The organism is Brucella pituitosa (assembly GCF_003049685.1).
In the GTDB taxonomy this organism is placed as follows: Bacteria; Pseudomonadota; Alphaproteobacteria; order Rhizobiales; family Rhizobiaceae; genus Brucella; species Brucella pituitosa.
In genome coordinates, this window is the sequence record NZ_PYSY02000001.1 from 725089 (window position 1) to 747083 (window position 21995).

Sequence of the window (21995 nt, forward strand, 5' to 3'; positions counted from 1 at the left end):
TCACATACAAAGGCGCTAAGATGCTAACGCATCGCGCCTTGACAAAAGTTCAAGCGCCACTCAGGCTTAACCAAAGTCCAATGAGTTCACTCAATGAACTTTGGTATTACACTTCCCCTGAAACCTCACGTCTGCGGCGATCCAGCTCTTCGCTATAGCGACGCAACGTGTGTGCTTCACTTAAAAGCCCAAGCACCTTACGCTCCTGCGCGTTGTTGATGACCGCGAGTGCTTCGGCCTCTGCCCGGTCAAAACGCGCAACGGCTTCCTTGGCATTCATCTGTGGCAGCAGGAACTGGTCCTGATAGCGCAGCAGATCGCTGATGCCACGAGTTCCATCGGTCGTATCGAAACTTTCCGAATAGGCTTCCGGGACAGGGATCATACCAACATAGTGCCCCTCGTTATCCACTGCGATAACGCGCTGGGTTGAACCGAGCGGGAAGTCGTGACGGAACGTTTCAATGTCGGTGTCGATGAGGACGGTGCGTACGTCGTGGCGCATCATGCGGTTGACAGTGAGATTGCGAACCCAGCCGATATCGTGCGCAGAGCGAATGGCTTCGCCACGCAGGTGGAAGCGCCATGTTGCAAATGAGTAGCCGAAAGTCTTTCTGACCATAAGTGATGATGAAACGACGGCCCCCAGAACCAGCATTGCAATCGGGAAATCGCCGGTCAGTTCAAGCGCGAGAAAAGCCATGGTGAGAGGGCCACCAACAATGGCCACCGCCATCGAACTCATGCCGATCACGGCGTAGACTTCCGGCTCCAGCGAAAGTGGCAAAACCATGCCTGTCACGGCTGCGAAAAGCTTGCCCGTCAGCGCACCGAGAAACAGCGAGGCAAAGAACAGGCCACCACGAAAGCCTGAACCAATCGAAATCGCTGAGGCAAGTGATTTGCTGAAAATCAGCAGCAGCAGCACTGGAATGGTTAGGTTGGCATTCAGATCGAGATGCAAAGCGCCATGACCGGAAGCCAGAACCTGCGGTGAAACGAAAGCAATCATCCCGACAATCGCACCGCCGATAGCCGGAGCCATCACAGTCGGTATGATGCTTTTTCGTGCAATGCGTTCAACCGTGGTAACACCACGCATGATGAGAATGGCGATACCTGCCGCCAGAAAGCCAAGCACCAGCGCAGGTACATAATCGCGCGCCGCAATACCATCCAGTGGTCCGATTTGAATAACGAATGGAGCTCCACCAATCGCCTGTGTAACCAGCATGCCGACAATGGCTGCGACCACGACCGGTGCCAGCGTTGCGATAGAGTAAACGCCGATGATCAGCTCAAATGCATAGAACGCACCCGTAAGCGGCGCATTGAACGCGCTTGCAATAGCTGCGGCAGCACCGCAACCGACCAAAGTGCGCAAATCGGCACGCCGTAGTTTCAGCGCGCGACCAATGCGTGATGCAAAGCCACTGGCCAGCTGCGTATAAGCTGCCTCAAGTCCGACCGAGGCACCAAAACCATTAGAAATGAGGTTCTGTCCCACAAGAATAAAACTGTCTGTCAGCGACAGGTGTCCGCCGTGAAGCGCATTGGCTTCAATGGGGTCGACGATGGGCTTTTTGCGCCAGCGTGCCAGTATCCATATGACAACGCCCATAAGAATACCGCCAGCCAGGGGCGCGATATAGGCGCTTGGATTAAGTTGCGATGCAGAACTAAGCCTCTCACCCTCTGCGAGCCCGAAGAGCGCCTGATGCATCCATTGCGAAATGCCGCCAATGGCGGCGACAGCAAGGGCTGAAATGATACCGATGACTACGCCGGCAATGGCGAGGCCGATTTCACTTCCACGCACCAGTGCGCGCATGCGGAAGGGTACGAAAAGAACCCGCAAATACCGGTTGTGACGCAGTTCGTTGATATTCATGTCAGACACATAAAAGGACACGCAAATCAGTTGAGGGTGTTAGCGCAATCATAGAGGTAAACGAATAACCAAGCCTTATTGATTGCGCCATTTGAGAGCCTCGAACTGCAATTTGTTGACGGCTTTAATATGGCTGGAACAAAACTGTCAAAGCCAGTTGGTTGCACAAAGTGCCGGAAATACGGGCTTTTAGAGGGGAATTAAGAAAAGATTTACAATTTCAATCACTTGGCGTTAACCGCATATTTACCCTACTCAGTAACCATAAGGACAAGTTTTTAGCGTTCACAGGTAATCGAGTATCCCATGTCCCTAGTACGTCTTGCACATGAGTTGCCTATTGAGGCCCCGCGTACCGCTTGGCTCGACTCTATCATCAAGGGTGATTGCGTTTCTGCACTGGAACGCCTTCCGGATCACTCGGTGGACGTCATTTTTGCCGACCCTCCTTACAATCTCCAGCTTGGCGGCGATCTTCACCGCCCTGATCAGACAATGGTTAGCGCTGTTGACGATCATTGGGATCAGTTTGAAAGCTTCCAGGCCTATGATGCTTTCACTCGCGCATGGCTGCTTGCTTGCCGCCGCGTGCTGAAGCCAAATGGCACTATCTGGGTCATTGGTTCCTACCACAATATTTTCCGCGTCGGCACGCAGCTGCAGGACATCGGCTTCTGGCTCTTGAACGACATCGTATGGCGCAAGACCAACCCGATGCCGAACTTCCGTGGTCGCCGTTTCCAGAACGCGCATGAAACACTGATCTGGGCTTCGCGTGATGCAAAGGGCAAAGGCTACACGTTCAATTACGATGCCATGAAAGCTGCCAATGACGATGTTCAGATGCGCTCTGACTGGCTGTTCCCTATCTGCACGGGTTCTGAACGTCTGAAAGATGAAAACGGCGACAAGGTGCATCCAACACAAAAGCCGGAAGCATTGCTCGCTCGCATCATGATGGCTTCGAGCAAGCCGGGCGATGTCATTCTTGATCCATTCTTTGGCTCAGGCACGACCGGTGCCGTTGCAAAGCGTCTTGGCCGTCACTTTGTCGGCATTGAACGCGAGCAGACCTATATCGATGCGGCAACTGCACGCATTGATGCGGTTGAACCACTGGGCAAGGCCGAACTTACAGTGATGACAGGCAAGCGCGCGGAACCACGCGTGGCTTTCACCTCGATCATGGAAGCAGGCCTTCTGCGTCCGGGCACAGTTCTTTCCGATGCGCGCCGCCGCCATGCTGCGATTGTTCGGGCTGACGGTACTTTGGCTGCCAACGGCGAAGCCGGTTCCATCCACCGTATTGGTGCCAAGGTGCAGGGCTTTGATGCCTGCAATGGCTGGACGTTCTGGCACTTTGAAGAAAATGGTGTTTTGAAGCCAATTGATGAGCTGCGCACGATTATTCGTGATCAGATGGCAGCTGCAGGCGCGTAAATCTGAAATGGAAATAGCCTACTACTATCGGACGACCTCCAACAAAGTCTGATGAAAAGACCCCCGAAGTGGATTGCTTCGGGGGTCTTTTTCGTTGTCGGAGATGTTTTGATCAGAAAGAGAGGCCCAGGCCTCTGAGATCGTTTGCAAGTTTGGGTGCGCCAGTGAAATGCACGGCTTGCCAACCCGCAGCCTTCGCACCTTCGACATTGGCGGGACTATCGTCGATGAAAAGCGTTACAGCTGGGTCTAGATCAAAGCTCGCGACATGATGGTCGTAGATTTCGCGGTCCGGTTTCAACATGTGAATATCGCCGGAAACGGTCACGCCGCGGCTTTCAGTGAGGAACGGAAAGCGGCTTTGCGCTTCGCGCAGCGTATCGGAAGCAAAATTTGTGAGCATGGTCACGTCATTGCCTTGTGCAATAAGCCCTCGCAGGATCGCAACGCTGTCATCGTAGGAATGCGGTACCATCAAGTTCCAGTTTTGGCGGAATGCACGGATGTGGTCGCTGCGGTCAGGATGGGCATAGATCAACAGTGCTTCGGCATCTTCCCAACTGCGACCGCGATCCTGCTCAATATTCCAGGCACCGGTGCAGATATTCTCCAGGAACCAGCGGCGCTCGGTGGCATCAGGGATCACATCAAGGTAAGCGAGCTCCGGATCATAATGCAGCAGCACTTTGCCGATATCGAAGACGACGTGTTGGACTGGTCTGGTCAACGGCTTTTCCTCCCCCGTTTGAAAGCATCTGGAATGGCGGCCGAGATGGCCTTTTTCATGACGGTTGGCAGTGCTTCATCCTCTAATTCTGAAGGAGAGGACCACCAGCTATCATTGGTCGTGTGTTTGGCAATATTGCTGACTGAATAGACAGAGAGGCGCAATTCGAAATGTGTGAACACATGCGTGATGCTGCCTGATGGCACCCAAGGGGCGATAAATGGGGCGGCGTCTATGCTGGAATCGCCGTCGATGCGCGCGGTCCAGCTGCTTCCCGGTACTTCCGTCATTCCGGCAAGCAGGCCTTCGCGTTGCCGTTTACGCAACAAAACTGAACCGTCGTCTGCGACTGCGATAAAAGCGGCACCCGTTCTTATTGGCTTTTGAGCCTTCGGTGCCTTGACGGGAAACTCTTCCGGGTCGCGGGTAGCGAGCGCTTCACAATTGTCATTCACTGGGCAAATTGCGCAGGCGGGACGACGCGGCGTACAAATAGTTGCGCCGAGATCCATCATGGCTTGCGCAAAATCGCCTGGCCTGTCGGCGGGTGTCATTTCGCCCATGCGGGCACGAATCTCAGTCTTGGCAGCGGGTAGAGGTGTGTCGATCGCAAATAATCTTGAAATTACGCGTTCAACATTGCCATCGACCACTGCTGCAGGTTCGCCGAAAGCGATAGCTGCGATGGCTGCTGAAGTGTAATCACCGATACCCGGAAGCTCTTTCAGGCCGACCGCAGTAGAGGGAAACTTTCCACCATAATTTGCGACAATAAGGTCGGCGCATTTTTTGAGATTGCGCGCACGTGAATAGTAACCGAGCCCGGCCCACGCACGTAGAATATCGTCTTCGCTTGCCTTAGCCATAGACGCTACGTTCGGCCAGCGTTCGACAAATTTGCTGAAATAGGATTTGACCGCTTCAACAGTGGTTTGTTGAAGCATTATTTCTGAGAGCCACACCCGGTAAGGATCTGAATTCATGCCGCGCGATTGCTCAACTGGTGATACACGCCACGGTAGAATTCGGTGATGCCGGTCATACCAGTCAAGAATTTGTGCAGTTCTGGTAGTATCGGGAGTGTGGAGCATTTGATCGGTATGATTTAAACGTTGGGAAACTGTCTCTAATCTGATTAAAGACCTTTGTTTAGAATTGATAGAAATTAATGCATAGCATCGCTTTCTTGTGCTTTTATGCGCATGCGATAAATCTCACGGCAGTGAGGCGGGAAGCAGATGTGAAATAAGGAGAATCCGTGGCTAGTTCTGTCCCGGTATATGTCATCAATCTCGCACGCTCCCAGGACAGATGGGATGCTTTGCGAGCGAGCGCCAATAAGTTTTCAGTTGATGTCCGTCGTGTTGAGGCAGTCGAAGGTAAATTACTGACCGATGACGAGTTGGCGGATTTTGACGAGGCTGGCTTTCGTCGTAGACATGGAAAAATTGCACTGCCTGCCGAAATCGGCTGCTATTTCAGTCACATCAGGGCACTGGAGGCAATTATCGCTGCGGATGAGCCTTTTGCGGTTATTGTGGAAGACGATGTCGAATTCACACCTGAGTTCACGCCATTTATTACCGAAGCGAGCAGATTGAAAGGATGGGACGTCATTAAACTCGTCAACCATCGTACGGCGGCTTTCCGAGGGTTTAGTCCTGTCGATAAGCGCTTTTCCATTGGGCGTTGCCTACATGGGCCATCAGGTAGTTCTGCTGCCTATATTGTCACATTAGACGGTGCCAGGCGCCTTCTTGCAGGGATCAAGCCGATGTGCCTTCCCTATGATGTTGCTTTAGAGCGCGGTTGGGCAGGCAGCTATGAAATTTTCACGACCGACAAACCGGTGATAGCTCTTTCTGACGTGGCGATCTCTACGATTGCACAAGGTAGAAAAGGGTACGCCAAAGCACGCCTGCCAGCATACAAAAGACTAACTACTCTTTTCTTTCGATCAACTGACTATGTCAGGCGAATCGCATACGCTCTCAGGCGAAGTGGCCTAAAAGAGGTGTAAGTGGCTTTTCTCAAAAAATCATTTCTTGTACGGCGGCGAATAGACCATTGGGTTCTTGGTGCCGCTTCTGCCGCTATGCCTATCCGATTAGGATTGGGCCCAATCATTCTTTTCGTGTTTTCATGTATTGGAATCTATCTTAGTTTGGCTCGCCATGCGGCGACCCGCCTTTTTGCAAAGAAATTCTATATATTCATTCTACTGTATGCAGCTTGGTCATTAGGACTTATTCTGTTTAGGGGAGAGCCTTTCAGCAATAACCGCCAGATTGGTTATACGTTACTCATCGCGATATTTGCATTTGCAGGTCCGGGCATGCTTTTGGTGCGCAATCCTTTGCGAGCCTACGTATTGGGTGCACGCGTCGGTGTTGTGATGGCTGTGTTCGCTGTGCTTTACCTTGTATTGACGCAAGGTGGTCGCATAGGTGTTGGTGGAAACGAGGCAGTGTTCGCATTTGTTGCTGGCGTCTCAGCAATCTCAGCAGCCATTCCCATTAGTAAACCGCCGCGTTATCTTCCAAATGGGCCACACTGGCTGATACTGGGTCTCGTTGCTGTTCTTGCATCAGAGACACGCGCTGTGATCGTCGTTTTGCCCATTTTCGCAGCCATTGAGATTATTCTTTTTCTCAAACGCTTCAGCATACGACAGCAGGGAGCAGCATACGCTGCAGTTGTGGCTGCGCTTGCTGCCCTCGTGATCGTAGGGCCGGTAGGAGATATCATCTCCAAACGTTTTGCAGGTATGGTCGAATATTATGACAGCGGTGATAGTTCCAAGTGGGAAGACAAAATCTCAGCAGATATCCGTGAGGTTATGTGGAAGAATGCTGTAAAAGTCATTGAACATAATCCCATAGCGGGCGTTGGCTCCTATTCAAAAATGGATGTCGTTCGTGCGCAGGCTGGCGAACAGGCATCCATGCTCGATGGTTTCCGACATGTTCACAATACGATCCTTGATGAACTGCTGAATGACGGCATTATCGGATTGTTTTTCATGTTTGCGGCCTTTCTTTCGATTTTTGTGCACCTCTGGCGGAATTCGGATAGCTGGGGAATGCGGCGCGCCTTGATTTACTTCGCTGTGGTGTCCGGAAGCTATGGCATGCTGCATAATCCGCTCTTGCATGAAGTGACTATTTCTTCGGTAATGTTCTTCATTGCGGCACTAAACGCAGCTTCATCACGTCGCATCATGGCTTTGCGTCGAGCAGGCCTCTCAAACTATATTCGCGGGAATTAGGTTTTATGAAAGCAATCGTGACGGGTGCCGCTGGTTTCATCGGCTTTCACACTGCGGCGCGCCTTTTGGATGAAGGCTGGCAAGTCATTGGCATCGATAATCTCAACGATTATTATCAGGTGGATCTCAAGGAAACCCGTCTCGCCAAGCTGAATGCGCGTAATGGTTTCCGTTTTGCACAGGCCGATATTTCTGATTCCGATGTATTCAATGCAGCTGTAGGTGCTGATCGTGATGCCGATGTAATTGTGCATCTCGCGGCGCAGGCTGGAGTGCGTTATTCCATCGAAAATCCTGCAGCCTATGTCTCGGCAAATGTCATGGGGCAGGTTACTGTTTTCGAGACGGCGCTAAAGCTCGAAAAACGCCCGCCGGTCGTTTATGCCAGCTCGTCGTCGGTCTATGGCGCGAATGAGAAAATCCCGTTTTCCGAAAGTGATCCAGTGGATCATCCAGTTTCGGTTTATGCGGCGACCAAACGCTCAGGCGAGCTTCTGGCCTCCTCCTATAAGCATGTTCATGGCCTGCACTCGACTGGACTGCGTTTTTTCACCGTCTATGGGCCATTTGGGCGTCCGGATATGGCGCCATGGCTCTTCACCTCGGCGATCCTCAAGGGGGAGCCGATCCGCGTTTTCAATAATGGCGAAATGCAGCGCGACTTCACCTTCATCAATGATATCGTGAGCGGCGTACTGGGTGCGGTAAAGCGCATTCTTGAACACCCTGAACAAACTGCGCCAGTCTACAACCTAGGCAATAACCGCCCGGTCATGCTTAATGATTTCATCGCGGCCATTGAAAAAGCTTGCGGTAAAGAGGCAGTCCGCAAGCTGGAGCCAATGCCCGCAGCCGATGTCCCGCGCACTTATGCTGACATAGCGCTCGCGACCCGCGATCTCGGTTTTAGCCCTCAAACCACGCTCGATGAAGGTATCCCTTTGTTTGTTGAGTGGTTTCGGGGTTATAATGGGACGCGATGAGCGAACCAAAATCAAAACGGGGCTTTCGCCCGCTGGCTGACATGACGTCGCGTCTGATGGACCCGATGTTGCAGAAGCGTGCTGGTATCAATCTTTCTCTGCTGCAATCCTGGGAGGATATTGTCGGCCCAGCAATCGGAGCGTCGTCTCGTCCCTTGCGCATATTATGGCCAAGAAGGCTGCACGAAGACGATCCTTTTAGTCCTGCTACCTTAATTATTGCATGCGAAGGTTTCGCAGCCTTGCAGATACAGCATGAGACGGGTGAAATCATCAGCCGTGTAAACGGATTTCTTGGCTTTTCCGCTATCGGTCGCATCAAGATCGAGCAGAAACCTCCCGCACTTGATTTCAAACGTCGTCCCAAACGTTTGGCGGCTTTGGCTCCATCCGAGGAACGCCGGATAGACAAAGCAACAGACGGGATCGAAGACGATGCGTTGCGCGCTGCCCTCGCACGGCTCGGCAAAAATATTCTTGCAGAGAAACGGTCCACGAAGAAGTGAGCGATCTGCCTTAAATTTGATTCAAGATTGGTGCTGAACTGCATTTGATCACAACAGGGCTGGTGATTAGTGATCCGCGACCCTAAATTGTGCTTAAACGTCAACATTTAAACAGGACTGGATGATTCGTATGCCTGCACCGCTTAACCGCAGACATGTTATTTCTCTTGCTGGCGCAGCTGCCGCAGGACTTGCTTTTGCCGGCAATGCGAGCGCACAGTCACGCAGCGCTGAAGCCACTGTCGATGCTGCCAAGGTTGCAGAACCTGGCAAGCTCAAGGACATGGTTTATGGCAAGGCCGATGCGCCTGTTACGATCGTTGAGTATGCATCGCTGACCTGTTCGCATTGTGCTGATTTTGCGGTCAATACTTTTCCGACCATCAAGGAAAAGTACATTGATACCGGCAAGGCGAAGCTGATCTTCCGCGAGTTCCCATTTGATCCACGCGCAACTGCGGCTTTCATGCTGGCTCGTTGCGCCCCGGAAGACCGCTACTTCCCAATGATCGAAGTGTTCTTCAAACAGCAACAGCAATGGGCTGGCGCTGCAGATGGCGAAGCTGCACTGCTTCAAATTGCGAAACTTGCAGGTTTTACACAGGAGTCGTTCAAGGCTTGCTTGACGAACCAGCAAGTTCTCGGTGATGTGAATGCGACCATGGAACGTGGATCGACGGAATTTGGCGTGAACGCCACGCCAACATTCTTCATCAACGGACAGAAATACGCTGGAGCCCTTTCGGTTGACGAGATGTCGGCAATCATTGACAAGCTGCTCTAAGCCGCCTTTCGGCAAGAAAAGCGGACGCTTCATTGCGTCCGCTTTTTGCGTTTCTGAGAGAGGAGCCTGCTGATGCGCTTCTCCAAGCTGCGCCTTGTCGGTTTCAAGTCCTTCGTCGAACCGATGGAGTTCGTCATTGAAGGTGGGCTGACGGGCGTTGTCGGGCCGAATGGCTGCGGTAAGTCCAACCTTGTTGAAGCGCTGCGCTGGGTGATGGGTGAAAACTCATACAAGAACATGCGCGCTTCCGGCATGGATGATGTGATCTTCTCTGGTTCCGCCACGCGGCCTGCGCGCAATACGGCGGAAGTCACCCTTTTTCTGGATAATTCCGACCGCACAGCGCCCGCTGCCTATAATGATCAGGACGAGTTGCAGGTTTCTCGCCGCATTGAACGTGAAGCCGGTTCCGTCTATCGGATCAATGGTAAGGAAGCGCGCGCCAAGGATGTGCAGCTGCTCTTCGCCGATCAATCAACCGGTGCTCGTTCGCCATCCATGGTTGGACAGGGCCGTATCGGTGAACTTATTCAGGCCAAGCCACAGGCGCGGCGTGCGTTGCTCGAAGAAGCAGCAGGTATTTCTGGCCTGCATACCCGCCGTCACGAAGCGGAATTGCGCCTTCGTGCTGCCGAAGGCAATCTTGAGCGCCTCGAAGACGTGGTGGGTGAACTTGGAAGCCAGATAGAAAGCCTGAAACGTCAGGCGCGTCAGGCCAATCGCTTTAAAGCGCTTTCTGCTGATATCCGCCGCGCCGAGGCGTCGTTGCTTCATCTGCGCTGGTCGCAGGCGAAAGCGCAGGAAGGCGAAGCGCAAAGCGCACTTGCACAGGCAACGTCAGTTGTTGGCGACATGGCGCAGGCGCAAATGAATGCTGCGCGCGACCAAGCCGTTGGTGCGCATAAACTGCCCGAAATGCGCGAGGCGGAAGCCAAAGCCGCCGCCGCTTTGCAGCGCCTGTCCATCGCTCGCACGCAGCTTGATGAAGAAGACGGTCGTATTCGCGCCCGCCGCACCGAGCTTATGAAGCGTCTCGAACAGTTGACCGCTGACATTGCCCGCGAAGAGCAGATGGTGCGTGAGAACGCCGATATTCTGGCGCGTCTTGATGAGGAAGAGCAGGAACTGATTGCTTCGAATGAAGCATCTGGCGAGCGCGATGAAGAATTGCGCGCGATCTTTGAGGAAGCAGAAGTCCGACTGCAGGACAGCGAAAACGCGCTGGCTCGTGTAACTGCGGAACGGGCGGAAGCGGCTGCAGAACGCACACAGATCGAGCGGGGATTGCAGGAAACGCAAAGCCGTCGTGACCGTTTGGCAAACCAGATGGAAATGATCGAGCGTGATATCGCAGCGGTTGCCGAGCAGATCGGCGGGCTGTTTGATCCTTCTGAAAAGCGACTTCTCGTTGAAGGAGCGACTGAAGCGCTGGCTGCTGCCGAAGAGGCTGTGGTCGCCGCCGAAGAACTCGTGATTGCTGCACGTGAACAGGAAGCGGCGAGCCGCCAGCCGTTGAACGCAGCTCGCACGGAACTCAATCGTATCGAGACCGAAGCACAAACGCTGGCGCGCATTCTCAATGCCGGTGAGACGGGCCAGTTTCCACCTGTTGTTGAGGAATTACGGGTTGAGAAGGGGTATGAAATAGCCCTTGGCGCAGCACTTGGTGAAGACCTTGATGCGGCCAGCGATGATCACGCACCTGTCTATTGGGCTTATAATCCGGCCTCGGAAACAGACCCGGCATTGCCAGCAGGAGCAACGCCGCTTGATCGTCTGGTGGAAGGTCCGCAGCAATTACGCCGCAGATTGGCACAGGTGGGCGTCGTTTCGGACATTGATGGCCCGCGTCTGCAGGCATCTCTGCGTCCCGGCCAGCGACTGGTGAGCAAAGCCGGTGCTCTGTGGCGCTGGGATGGTTATACGGCGAGTGCCGATGCGCCAACGCCGGCTGCACAGCGGCTTGCGCAGAAGAACCGGCTAGCCGAACTCGAGCAGGAGGCAATTACTGCTGCCCGCCGTGTGCAGGATGTTGAGCAAGCCGTGCAGCGTCTTGAAATGGCCGTACGCGAAGCCGTTGAACATGAGCGTGTCGCGCGCGACGCCTGGCGTGCCCATCAGCGCAAGCTCGATGAAGCGCGTGAAGCACTGGCTGCTGTTGAACGTGCTGCCGGGCAACTGGCAACCAAACGTGCAGGCCTCGAAGAAGCCAAATCACGCCTTGAGGAAAGCCTTGAAGAAGCACAAATTCGTGTGGTTGAGGCCGAAGATCGACTCAACGAAATGCCGGATATGGACGCAATCGGCGAGCGTCATTCGGCTCTGACTTCAGAAGTACAATCGGATCGTGTGACGTTGGCAGAAGCGCGGGCGGCCTATGAAGGTCAGCGACGCGAAGCAGACAATCGTGCAAGACGGTTGGCGATGATCGGCATGGAACGGCGCAGCTGGGCATCACGCGCGCAAAATGCAGAGCAACAAATCGCGGCTTTGAATGATCGCCGGGCAGAAACCGCCGATGAAGCGGAAGTTCTGGCCGAAGCTCCGGAAGAGATTGAAAGCCGTCGCCGCGCATTGCTTAATGAGCTTTCTGAAGCTGATGAGCGCCGCAAACAGGCCGCCGACGTTTTGGCCGAGGCGGAGGCGGTGCAGGCTGAACTCGACAAGGCTGCGACACTGGCGATCCAGCAACTTGCAACCAGCCGTGAGCAACGCGCACGTGCTGAAGAGCGTCTGACTGCTGCCGAGGAGCGCCGCAAAGATACGGAAGCGCGCATCACAGAAGCACTTAACTGCGCGCCGCATGATGCCATCCGTCATACGGGTCTCAAGCCTGAAGATCGCATGCCCGATCCCGATCAGCTCGAACGCCAGCTTGAGCGGCTCAGGATTGAGCGCGAACGGTTGGGTGCAGTCAACCTGCGCGCGGAAGAGGAAAGTCAGGAACTTTCTGCTCGCCTTGAGGCGATCATCTCCGAGCGCGAAGACGTCATTGAAGCGATCAAGAAGCTGCGTCAGGCGATCCAGAGCCTCAACCGCGAAGGTCGCGAGCGCCTGTTGGCTGCTTTCGATGTGGTGAATGTGCAGTTCCAGCGCCTGTTTACGCATCTTTTTGGTGGCGGAACGGCAGAGTTGCAGCTGATCGAAAGCGATGACCCGCTTGATGCCGGGCTGGAAATCCTTGCTCGGCCTCCCGGCAAGAAGCCGCAGACCATGACCCTTCTATCAGGTGGTGAGCAGGCCCTAACCGCCATGGCGCTGATCTTTGCCGTGTTCCTGACCAACCCAGCGCCAATCTGTGTGCTGGACGAAGTGGATGCACCGCTCGACGATCATAATGTCGAGCGCTACTGCAATCTGATGGATGAAATGGCGGCTTCAACCGAAACACGTTTCGTTGTTATCACGCATAATCCGATCACCATGGCCCGTATGAACCGCCTGTTCGGCGTGACCATGGGCGAGCAGGGTGTGAGCCAGCTTGTCTCGGTTGATCTTCAAACCGCAGAGCAGTTGCGCGAAGCAAGCTAGAGAGCAGCCCGAAAAGTGTGAAACGGTTTTCGGAACATGATGCGCGTTAAAACAAATGGTCAGAGCGCCGATCTGATCCAATCAGATTGGTGCTCTAATTGCTGAGTGACAATATCACTCTTCATTTTCGCTTTCGTCATCATCATCGGCTTCAATGACTTGCCAGATGAATGCATGAAGACGTTCTTCAATGCTTGCTCTGGATGCACCTGACGCTTCCATTTCGCGCTTAATTTTGAAGAATTGATCTTTGTCTGATTGCGATAGATATTTAGCGGCGGCTTCAAGTGATGATAGAGATGTGGACATGGCGGTTGATACTGCTTTGTTTGGCAAGATGCGCTTAGAGCGCATCCCGAAAAGTGTGAAACGGTTTTCGGACAAAGATGCGCGTTAAAACAAATATTTAGAGCGCCGATCTGATCCAATCAGATCGAAACGCGCTCTAAAACAGATAGATAGAGCATTTCCAACACTTAAATCAAAACTGGAAATGCTCTCGCTTCGCGTTTTGTCTGATTAGCGAGCCTTATAGGTTACGCTGATCTTTGCGCCTGTCAGCGCGTGTTCTGCAAGTTTGCCCGGCTCCAGGTCCTTGAGACCGATTGGCAACGGCTTGTCGAAATGTATATCCATTGTGAAAAAGCCGGTAGGATTTGGCATGTCCTGAACAAAACGAGCCAGCGCTTTTCTGGAATCTGCATCGATCTGGCTGTCGGGCAGGGCGTCAATGCCTTTGCTTGCTATATCGCGCAGACGCGCAATGTCGACTTCCGGGTCGCTTTCACCGGTTTCAGATGGCAGTGCGGCGTAATTGGCAAGGACGGGGAGGGCAATACTCTCCCACAGTCCCTGATTATCAAGGCGCAAGCGCAGATGCGAAAGCGTTGCAGTTGGATTAACCGTAAGGCTCGCAACGGATGAATCGACGGGCAGGTTGATTTCCGCAGAAACTGAAGCCTTACCCATCTTTATGCTGCTGATTTCTGCGTTCTGAATGTGCAGATATCCGCTTTCCGGATTGAAGCGATAAGAAGCTGCGAAATCCATCGGCCATTGCTGAATTGAAGTGATGTAATCCGATACTTTGCTACCGCTTTGCAGCGTCATGCGCACGCCATCCACCGCTAAGCGCCCCCACTGCGGTGCAGTTTTGCTCAAATCAGGGGCTTCAGAAAGATAGTCCTGCAGGCGATCAACTTCCAGAACGGCTCTTTCGACTGTCCACCCCATAATGCTCATGGCTTGATAAATGCCGTTCGAAACAACGCAGCCATCAGGAATATCTCTGACCGTATAATCCTTGCCGGGCTTGAGAATACTCATACCCTTGAGAAATTCTTCGCACCGGCTAAGCGGTGCGCTGTCGGGTGCAGGCGCGGTCGTTTGAGCAAATGCTGACGTGGCGGCGAAGGAGAGCAGGACAGTTGGAAGGATGAAGCGCATGTCACCGAATTCTATGTTGAACTAAATAAGATACGCGGCATCATTTCCATATGGTCGCTGCTGTCAACCAGTGACAATGAAAGTTGCTACTTGTCGCTCCAGACAGCAAGCTCATTGCCCGCAGGATCGGTGAAATGAAAGCGACGCCCACCGGGAAAGGCAAAAATGGGTTTCACAATCGTTCCCCCAGCCTCGGTCACGGAAGCCAGCGTTTCTTCAATCTTTGCCGAATAAAGCACTGGCAAAGGTTTTGAGGTGGCTTGCGGGTCAGCGTCAAAGCCACCATCCAAACCTTCGGCAAATGCAGAATAGGTTGGGCCATAGTCTACGAACGACCAGCCGAAGGCACGTGCATAGAAACTTTTTGCGGTGTCGAGCGACCCATTGGCCGCAGGCATTTCAAGATAATCAAGCTTGCCAGTGATACGCATGTCTAACTCCAAATGTTCTATATTTGTTCTTATATTGAGAGAAGACGCGCCACTTTGTCAAGTGATATCCGATTTCGATTAACAGGCTGTTTTGGTTATTAAAAGCGCAGCCGCCCCATCATGATGCAATCGACAAACTCCCCGTCTCGGAAGGCATCGGACCGTAAAACGCCTTCACGTTCGAAGCCGAAGTTTTCATAAAGCCGAATGGCATGATGATTGTCAGCAAAGACCGTCAGATCCAGCCGGTGGAGGTTAAGCCAATTGTCTGCCACATCAATGATCTGGTGCATAAGACCAGTACCGATGCCTTGGCCCTGATAGTCATCATGCACGCCGATACCAACTGTTCCTGCGTGTATTCGCCGTCCGTCCGCGCGACAAATATCGCAGCATCCAACAATTTTTCCGTCGAGAATGGCCAATATGACGGTGTGTCGATCTTTGAGGTTTGAAAGCCATTGGCGCGTGTTTTCAACGCGTGTGAACGGCAAACGGGATGTACTCGCCCGAAACTTGGGCATATTGGTTATTGCGCATATTTCTTCTGCATCCTCTATGCGAGGTGCGCGAAACGTGAGTGAAACTGGTGCTGAAATCATGGGGCCTCCGACGAATACGGTTCCGGAGCCTAACCGCTCAACACGCAGTCAGCCATTGCAAAAAAACAATCCCTATTTGTCTGGCTCTGCAATTAAATTTGCGCATCATGGCTAACCTGTGAGGTCTAATCGATTCTATTACGGTGCTTTGTCTTTTTTGATTGGCAGGTAACGACTTGATCGCATAAGCACGAAGATAGTTTCTGCAGGCCTGTGGAAAAAGCACAGACATTGCGGACCATTACCTGCGCAAGGGAGGCCAGCATGGCGAAGTGGGTGTACGCATTCGGTGATGGTAAGGCAGAGGGTGCTGCGAGCGATCGCAACCTTCTGGGTGGCAAAGGAGCGAACCTGGCTGAAATGAGCAGCCTTGGTCTGCCAGTGCCGCCCGGTTTTACAATCACGACTGAAGTATGCACCTCCTATTACGACCATGAACGCTCCTATCCGGATGAACTCGACGAACAAGTTCAAAAAGCACTGGACCATGTTGCAGAGCTGACCGGTCGCGCATTCGGCGGCACGGAAAAGCCGTTGCTGGTTTCTGTGCGTTCCGGTGCGCGTGCCTCCATGCCGGGCATGATGGATACGGTTCTGAACCTTGGCCTCAATGATGAGACCGTTCAGGCTATCGCGCGCGAGGCGGGCGACGAGCGTTTTGCTTATGACAGCTATCGCCGCTTCATCCAGATGTATTCAGATGTGGTTTTGGGCGTCGATCATGGCTTCTTTGAAGAAATTCTGGAAGACAAGAAGGCCGACCTTGGTGTCGAAGTCGATACAGCGTTGAGCGCGGATGACTGGAAGGAAGTCATCGGGCTTTATAAGGCTAAGGTCGAAGAAGAACTGGGTGCGCCATTTCCGCAAGATCCGCGCGAACAGCTTTGGGGTGCGATCAGTGCAGTCTTTTCAAGCTGGATGAATGCGCGCGCCATCACCTATCGCCGTTTGCACAATATCCCCGCTCAGTGGGGGACAGCGGTCAATGTTCAGGCGATGGTTTTCGGCAATATGGGCGAGACCTCTGCAACCGGCGTCGCCTTTACCCGTAATCCTTCCACCGGCGAAAAGAAGCTCTATGGCGAGTTTCTGGTCAATGCGCAGGGCGAAGACGTTGTTGCAGGCATTCGCACGCCGCAGAATATCACAGAAGAGGCGCGCATTGCCGCTGGTTCCGACAAGCCGTCGCTTGAGAAGGTAATGCCGGAAGCATTTGCCGAGTTTCTGAAAGTCGCTGATCGACTTGAGCGTCACTATCGTGACATGCAGGACCTCGAATTCACGATTGAACGGGGCAAGCTCTGGATGCTGCAAACCCGTTCAGGCAAGCGAACGGCCAAAGCAGCCCTTAAAATGGCTGTCGAAATGGCCGCCGAAGGGCTGATTACAGAAGAAGAGGCCGTGCTGCGCATTGATCCGGCAGCACTTGACCAGCTTTTGCATCCGACCATCGATCCTCGCGCAGAGCGTATTGTCATCGGGCAAGGCCTGCCAGCATCGCCAGGGGCTGCGACGGGTGAGATCGTGTTCTCGTCAGAAGACGCGGAGCAGGCCAAGTCTGAAGGTCGCAATGTTATTCTCGTGCGCGTTGAAACGAGCCCGGAAGACATTCACGGCATGCACGCGGCCGAAGGCATTCTGACGACACGCGGGGGCATGACCAGCCATGCGGCGGTTGTCGCGCGCGGTATGGGCAAGCCATGTGTCTCTGGCGCAGGATCGCTGCGTGTCGATTACCGCAACGGCACGATGCTGGCTGCAGGTCAGACGTTCAAAAAAGGCGATATTATCACTGTTGATGGCGGCAGCGGTCAGGTGCTGAAGGGGGCGGTCGCCATGTTGCAGCCAGAGCTTTCCGGCGACTTTGGTCAGCTGATGCAATGGGCAGATAAGACACGTCGCATGAAAGTGCGGGCCAATGCGGAAACACCTGCAGATGCCCGCACAGCACGTTCGTTCGGTGCGGAAGGTATCGGACTGTGCCGTACCGAGCATATGTTTTTCGAAGGCGAGCGCATTATCGCAATGCGCGAAATGATCCTTGCCGATAAAGAGGAGGGGCGACGCGTGGCTTTGGCCAAGCTTCTGCCGATGCAGCGCTCGGACTTTGTCGAACTGTTCGAGATCATGAAGGGGCTGCCGGTTACAATCCGCTTGCTCGATCCGCCGCTCCATGAGTTCCTGCCACGCACGGACGAAGAAGTCGCGGAAGTGGCAAGTGCTATGGGTGTCGATGCCGACAAGCTGCGCGAGCGTTCCGAGAGTCTGCACGAATTCAATCCGATGCTGGGCCATCGCGGCTGTCGTTTGGCAGTGTCCTATCCAGAGATTGCGGAAATGCAGGCGCGGGCGATCTTTGAGGCGGCAGTCGAAGCTGGTAAAAAGACGGGTGAACCAGTCGTGCCGGAAGTCATGGTGCCGTTGGTTGGCCTCAAGGCAGAGCTTGATTTTGTCAAAGCACGCATTGATGCTGTGGCAAAAGAGGTTATCAGCGAAGCTGGCGTTCAGATCGACTATATGGTCGGCACGATGATTGAACTACCACGTGCGGCTCTGCGTGCTGCCGAGATTGCAGAGACAGCAGAATTCTTCTCATTTGGCACCAACGATCTCACGCAGACGACATTCGGAATTTCGCGCGATGATGCTGCTCCGTTTCTTTCGACTTATCAGAGCCGCGGTGTGATCGAGCAGGATCCGTTCGTCTCGCTTGATTTAGACGGTGTGGGCGAACTGATCCAGATCGCAGCAGAGCGTGGACGTAAAACACGCGACAAGCTCAAGCTCGGTATCTGTGGCGAACATGGCGGTGATCCGACGTCGATAGCTTTCTGCGAGAAGACCGGCCTTGATTATGTGTCCTGCTCGCCTTTTCGTGTGCCGATTGCACGTCTGGCGGCAGCCCAAGCCGCAGCACGCAATAGCGCATCCTGAAAAGTGTGAAACAGTTTTCGAATAAGATGTGCGTCAAGTGAAGACTTTAGAAGGCCCATCTGATTGAATCAGATGGGCCTTAAAATTAGTTGCCATAATTCGGCTTTGGTTCTGGCGCTGTAGACTGTAAGTCTTATCGCCAGAACTTTTATTTATCGGGGCAGGTATGTTGCGTCAGTTATTTGCGGCGGGGGTCGCGCTTATTTGTTTCAGCACTGCAGCCCGCGCATATGACGCGCTGCCGCAGCCGGAAAACAGCGAAAAAGTCCGTATTGTGGAACCACAATTACGTATCGCAAAGGGTGGGGCGGCTGCGCCGCAAGTGGCGCTCACACTTGATGCCTGTATGGGGAAAACGGATCACCGTATTCTCGATATGCTGGTGCAGAACCGCATTCCAGCGACGATCTTTGTCACTGGACGCTGGCTGAAGCAGAATGCGGAAGCCTTTGCGGTGATGAAGGCCCATCCTGACCTCTTCGACATCGAGAACCACGGCAATATGCATGTGCCAGCCATAACCAATGTGCAGACCATGTATAATATCAAAACGGCAGGTTCACTTGATGCCGTTCGTTCAGAGATTGATGGTGGTGCTGATGCAATTTCGAAGTCAGGTGGATCAAAACCGCAATGGTATCGTGATGCAACGGCCCGCTATTCGACCGATGCGGTTAAACTCGCGGAAAGCATGGGTTACAAAATCGGCGGTTATTCATTGAATGGCGATCAGGGTGCATCACTGCTCGCGCCTGTCGTTGCACGGCGCATTTCGGCTGCACGCGATGGTGATGTCATCATTTCGCATATCAACCAGCCAACGCGCTCGGCAGGTGAGGGCGTGGCCAAAGGCATTCTGGCACTCCAGGCCAAGGGCATGAAGTTTGTGAAGCTAAGAGATGTTGAGACGTCCATGACGCTTAACCCGGTGCCTGCACATAATCTGCATGCGGGTGCGCCTGCGGCGCTTGCAAAGCCACCCGCAAGCAAGTGATGGTTTGAGATCTCAACCGCCGTTAGTCTTGTCTTTTGGGGACAGGCTTTTCATGACTGCTGCATAGTTGCGGCCAAGGCTTTCAAACAAAGCATTCTCGCCAGTCAGTGGAGCAACGGAAAGCGTCGTGCCGTCATTGCCTAATGTGACAAAGACAACCTGATCCTGCGGCTGGCCTGCAATGGCAATTGCGCCAATGCGCTGTGCTTCACTGGTGTCGAGTGCAGGCATGTTGAACAGAACTTCTCCGCCTACACGTTCTGCTGCCTTGGCAAGGGCAGTGTCAAATCCTTCGATCAGAACGTCGATGGCTCCGAGCGCGAATTCAAGCTCGACTGCTTCCAGCGTCATGACATCCTGTTCCGCTTCAACAGCACTGGATGTAGCTGGCGCATGGCCATTATGAAGGGTGCGATCCATGTCGTCCTCTCCGACGAATCCGAAAAAAGCCCCCATATACGCGATCATGCCCTTCGTTAGAAGTTGCTGCAATAGCTTTTATATTGATTTCACTCTATTTTTCCCGCTCACTCTTTGTAACTGGATGAATTGACAGTGCGCGCCCTGCCTTTTTCCTTTGCGGCTGAGCTGTCTCTGTTATGCATGGAAGCACTCTGAAACGCAGTTGGGACCCTGCATGAGAAAACTTCGCTATCAACGCCGACAGTCGCGCTCAGCCATTTGGGCTTTGCGATTTGGCGTATTTGCGGCCGTGCTTTTGGCACTGGGGCTTATCCTGCACAGGTTCGGCAGGCTGGAAACGCCTGACTTTGTTCTGGTTGCTGCACTCAGTGGTGCTCTTGCGATACTCGCGCTGCTATGTGCAGCAAAAGGGCTGCGTAATTTGTGGGTCAATGGCGATAAGGGCGGTGCGCGCTCTTTCTGTGGCAGTTTTCTGGCATTTGCGGTGCTGCTGCCGCTCTGTTTTGCAGGCTCTCTTTGGTATGGCTCACCACGGCTTTATGATCTGACAACTGATTTTGAGACGCCGCCGCAGTTTCCATCGACAATGCCGCCGCGCTTGCCACGTATGAACCCGCTGTTGGTTGACGTCGACGGCGATATGCTGGGGCAAATGTCGGCTTATCCGGATGTGATGGGACGCCGCTATCCGGCAGCTCCAGATCGGGTTGCGCAAGGGGTTGAGAATACCCTCAAAGCCTTTGGCTGGACGCAAATTAGTCGCGATATTCCTTTGCCGGAACAGAATGCAACGCGTTTTGCTGCGACGGCCCACAGCCCTTTTCTTGGCTTGAAGAGCGATGTGGTTATCCGTCTGCTTGATGAAGGCGAAACCACTTACGTCGATATGCGGTCCTTGTCACGTTATGGAAAGCGGGACATGGGGCTGAATGCGGCTTTCATTACCGAGTTCTTGTCCGCGCTCGAAGGTGAGGTCAATAAAGCACCAGCCGATGTTGAATGATCATCGCGGCTGATAGATACCATTTAGGGATGGGTTGCCATCAGTGATAATTTCACCGCGCCCGACCAGATCTTCCAGATGTGCCAGTACCGAAAGCGCCGCAGCGCCATGCAGACGCGGATCGGTATCGCGATAGATCGCTTTGACCATGTCCGGGATTGTGCGATCGCCTTGAATAATCCGCTCCAATATTGCGCGTTCGCGCATTTTACGATGTGCGCGCAATCCTCGCACAAACGCTGCTGGCTTGGTGACTGCACCTCCGTGGCCCGGCAGATAGATATGATCATCGCGTTCAAGCAGCTTCTCAAGCGAAGCCATGTAATCGCTCATCGAACCGTCTGGCGGCGCGACGATGGACGTCGCCCATGCCATCACGTGATCGGCAGAAAACAGGATGCCTGTGCCTTCGAGGCCGAAAGCCATGTGGTTGGCTGCATGGCCGGGCGTGTGGATGCCCCGCAGCACCCAACCGTCACCGTCTATCGTCTCCCCATCTGATAATGCCAGATCGGGTACGAAGTCGGTATCAGCGCTCGCCTCAAGCAAGTTCACTTCGCCGCTATAATAAGGACGGGCGGGGCGATGCGGACCCTCGGCAACGACAAGAGCACCGGTTTGTTCCTTCAGCCGCTTTGCAAGGGGGGAGTGGTCGCGATGGGTATGGCTTACAAAAATGTGGCTTACCGGACGCTTGGCAACTGCGGCGAGAAGAGCCTGAAAATGCGTTTCGTCCTCTGGACCCGGATCGATAACGGCGAGCGTATCGGTCCCTAAGATATAGCTGTTTGTGCCATGAAATGTAAAAGCGCTCGGATTATTCGCAGTCAGGCGGAGCAGGTCTTCACGCAAGGCAACCGGTTCCCCGTATTCAGGGGAGAAGCTGCCGTCGAAATCAAGCGCCATTGAATAATCCAACTCGTTTTGGTTTGCCGGTTCATCTTCGGTTTAAAGCATTTTTAGCAAAAGTGCGAAGCGGTTTTGTGTGGGGTGATGAGCAAAAAGCAAACAATTAGAGTGGCTACAACGGTC

The 21995-nt window shown here is 53.6% G+C and carries 19 protein-coding genes; 10 read left to right on the forward strand and 9 right to left on the reverse strand.

Annotated features, from left to right (window positions below):
• Window positions 1-106: 106 nt before the first annotated feature.
• Entirely contained in the window at window positions 107-1891 is a 1785-nt protein-coding gene (locus C9380_RS03490) for a chloride channel protein (protein WP_128092995.1), read from the reverse strand.
• 306 nt (window positions 1892-2197) lie between these two features.
• Here C9380_RS03490 and C9380_RS03495 point away from each other — a divergent pair, with 306 nt between their 5' ends.
• Window positions 2198-3331 (forward strand): site-specific DNA-methyltransferase, encoded by a 1134-nt coding sequence (locus tag C9380_RS03495; RefSeq protein ID WP_094541626.1) that lies wholly within the window; start codon window positions 2198-2200, stop codon window positions 3329-3331.
• A gap of 112 nt (window positions 3332-3443) precedes the next feature.
• Here the strand turns inward: C9380_RS03495 and C9380_RS03500 are convergent, their stop codons facing one another.
• Both C9380_RS03500 and mutY read right to left on the reverse strand, forming a co-directional pair.
• The gene (locus C9380_RS03500) at window positions 3444-4058 is read right to left on the reverse strand and encodes an HAD family hydrolase (RefSeq protein ID WP_100559533.1); all 615 of its coding nucleotides are present in this window, start codon (window positions 4056-4058) and stop codon (window positions 3444-3446) included.
• Entirely contained in the window at window positions 4055-5149 is a 1095-nt protein-coding gene (gene mutY, locus C9380_RS03505; protein ID WP_128092996.1) for an A/G-specific adenine glycosylase, read from the reverse strand. The genes C9380_RS03500 and mutY overlap by 4 nt, the downstream gene beginning before the upstream one ends.
• A gap of 167 nt (window positions 5150-5316) precedes the next feature.
• Here mutY and C9380_RS03510 point away from each other — a divergent pair, with 167 nt between their 5' ends.
• From C9380_RS03510 to smc, 6 genes are all read left to right on the forward strand, one after another.
• Window positions 5317-6078, forward strand: a complete 762-nt coding sequence (locus C9380_RS03510; RefSeq protein ID WP_128092997.1) for a glycosyltransferase family 25 protein — start codon at window positions 5317-5319, stop codon at window positions 6076-6078.
• Window positions 6079-7326 carry an O-antigen ligase family protein gene (locus C9380_RS03515; protein WP_100559528.1) on the forward strand — a complete coding sequence of 416 codons (1248 nt, stop codon included), beginning with the start codon at window positions 6079-6081 and terminating at the stop codon, window positions 7324-7326.
• A 5-nt stretch (window positions 7327-7331) separates the two neighbouring features.
• Complete coding sequence (locus C9380_RS03520) at window positions 7332-8309, forward strand: SDR family NAD(P)-dependent oxidoreductase (protein ID WP_128092998.1); 978 nt, start codon at window positions 7332-7334, stop codon at window positions 8307-8309.
• Window positions 8306-8815: a DUF721 domain-containing protein gene (locus C9380_RS03525; protein WP_024897221.1), complete on the forward strand. Its 510-nt coding sequence runs from the start codon at window positions 8306-8308 to the stop codon at window positions 8813-8815. The genes C9380_RS03520 and C9380_RS03525 overlap by 4 nt, the downstream gene beginning before the upstream one ends.
• A gap of 130 nt (window positions 8816-8945) precedes the next feature.
• Window positions 8946-9599, forward strand: a complete 654-nt coding sequence (locus C9380_RS03530; protein ID WP_024897222.1) for a DsbA family protein — start codon at window positions 8946-8948, stop codon at window positions 9597-9599.
• A 72-nt stretch (window positions 9600-9671) separates the two neighbouring features.
• Window positions 9672-13130: a chromosome segregation protein SMC gene (gene smc / locus C9380_RS03535; RefSeq protein ID WP_128092999.1), complete on the forward strand. Its 3459-nt coding sequence runs from the start codon at window positions 9672-9674 to the stop codon at window positions 13128-13130.
• A 114-nt stretch (window positions 13131-13244) separates the two neighbouring features.
• Here the strand turns inward: smc and C9380_RS03540 are convergent, their stop codons facing one another.
• The 4 genes from C9380_RS03540 to C9380_RS03555 all read right to left on the reverse strand — a co-directional run bounded on the left by C9380_RS03540 (window position 13245) and on the right by C9380_RS03555 (window position 15609).
• On the reverse strand, window positions 13245-13514 hold the full coding sequence (locus C9380_RS03540) for a hypothetical protein (protein WP_247877557.1): 270 nt from the start codon (window positions 13512-13514) through the stop codon (window positions 13245-13247).
• 135 nt (window positions 13515-13649) lie between these two features.
• The gene (locus tag C9380_RS03545; RefSeq protein ID WP_111786264.1) at window positions 13650-14576 is read right to left on the reverse strand and encodes a hypothetical protein; all 927 of its coding nucleotides are present in this window, start codon (window positions 14574-14576) and stop codon (window positions 13650-13652) included.
• 86 nt (window positions 14577-14662) lie between these two features.
• Window positions 14663-15007 (reverse strand): VOC family protein, encoded by a 345-nt coding sequence (locus C9380_RS03550; protein WP_024897226.1) that lies wholly within the window; start codon window positions 15005-15007, stop codon window positions 14663-14665.
• 98 nt (window positions 15008-15105) lie between these two features.
• Window positions 15106-15609, reverse strand: a complete 504-nt coding sequence (locus C9380_RS03555; protein ID WP_128093000.1) for a GNAT family N-acetyltransferase — start codon at window positions 15607-15609, stop codon at window positions 15106-15108.
• A 264-nt stretch (window positions 15610-15873) separates the two neighbouring features.
• On the opposite strand from C9380_RS03555, the gene ppdK reads away from it, so the two are divergent.
• Entirely contained in the window at window positions 15874-18543 is a 2670-nt protein-coding gene (gene ppdK, locus C9380_RS03560; protein WP_128093001.1) for a pyruvate, phosphate dikinase, read from the forward strand.
• A gap of 166 nt (window positions 18544-18709) precedes the next feature.
• Window positions 18710-19537, forward strand: coding sequence for a polysaccharide deacetylase family protein (locus tag C9380_RS03565; RefSeq protein ID WP_128093002.1), 828 nt, complete (start codon window positions 18710-18712; stop codon window positions 19535-19537).
• Between the two features lie 12 nt (window positions 19538-19549).
• Here C9380_RS03565 and C9380_RS03570 read toward each other — a convergent pair whose 3' ends face one another.
• Window positions 19550-19957: a hypothetical protein gene (locus C9380_RS03570; protein WP_024897230.1), complete on the reverse strand. Its 408-nt coding sequence runs from the start codon at window positions 19955-19957 to the stop codon at window positions 19550-19552.
• Window positions 19958-20174: 217 nt separating this feature from the next.
• Between C9380_RS03570 and C9380_RS03575 the strand changes: the two genes are divergently transcribed.
• Entirely contained in the window at window positions 20175-20963 is a 789-nt protein-coding gene (locus tag C9380_RS03575; RefSeq protein WP_100559512.1) for a DUF1499 domain-containing protein, read from the forward strand.
• Here C9380_RS03575 and C9380_RS03580 read toward each other — a convergent pair whose 3' ends face one another.
• Window positions 20964-21869, reverse strand: a complete 906-nt coding sequence (locus tag C9380_RS03580; RefSeq protein ID WP_128093003.1) for an MBL fold metallo-hydrolase — start codon at window positions 21867-21869, stop codon at window positions 20964-20966. It abuts the gene before it with no gap.
• Between the last annotated feature and the right edge of the window lie 126 nt (window positions 21870-21995).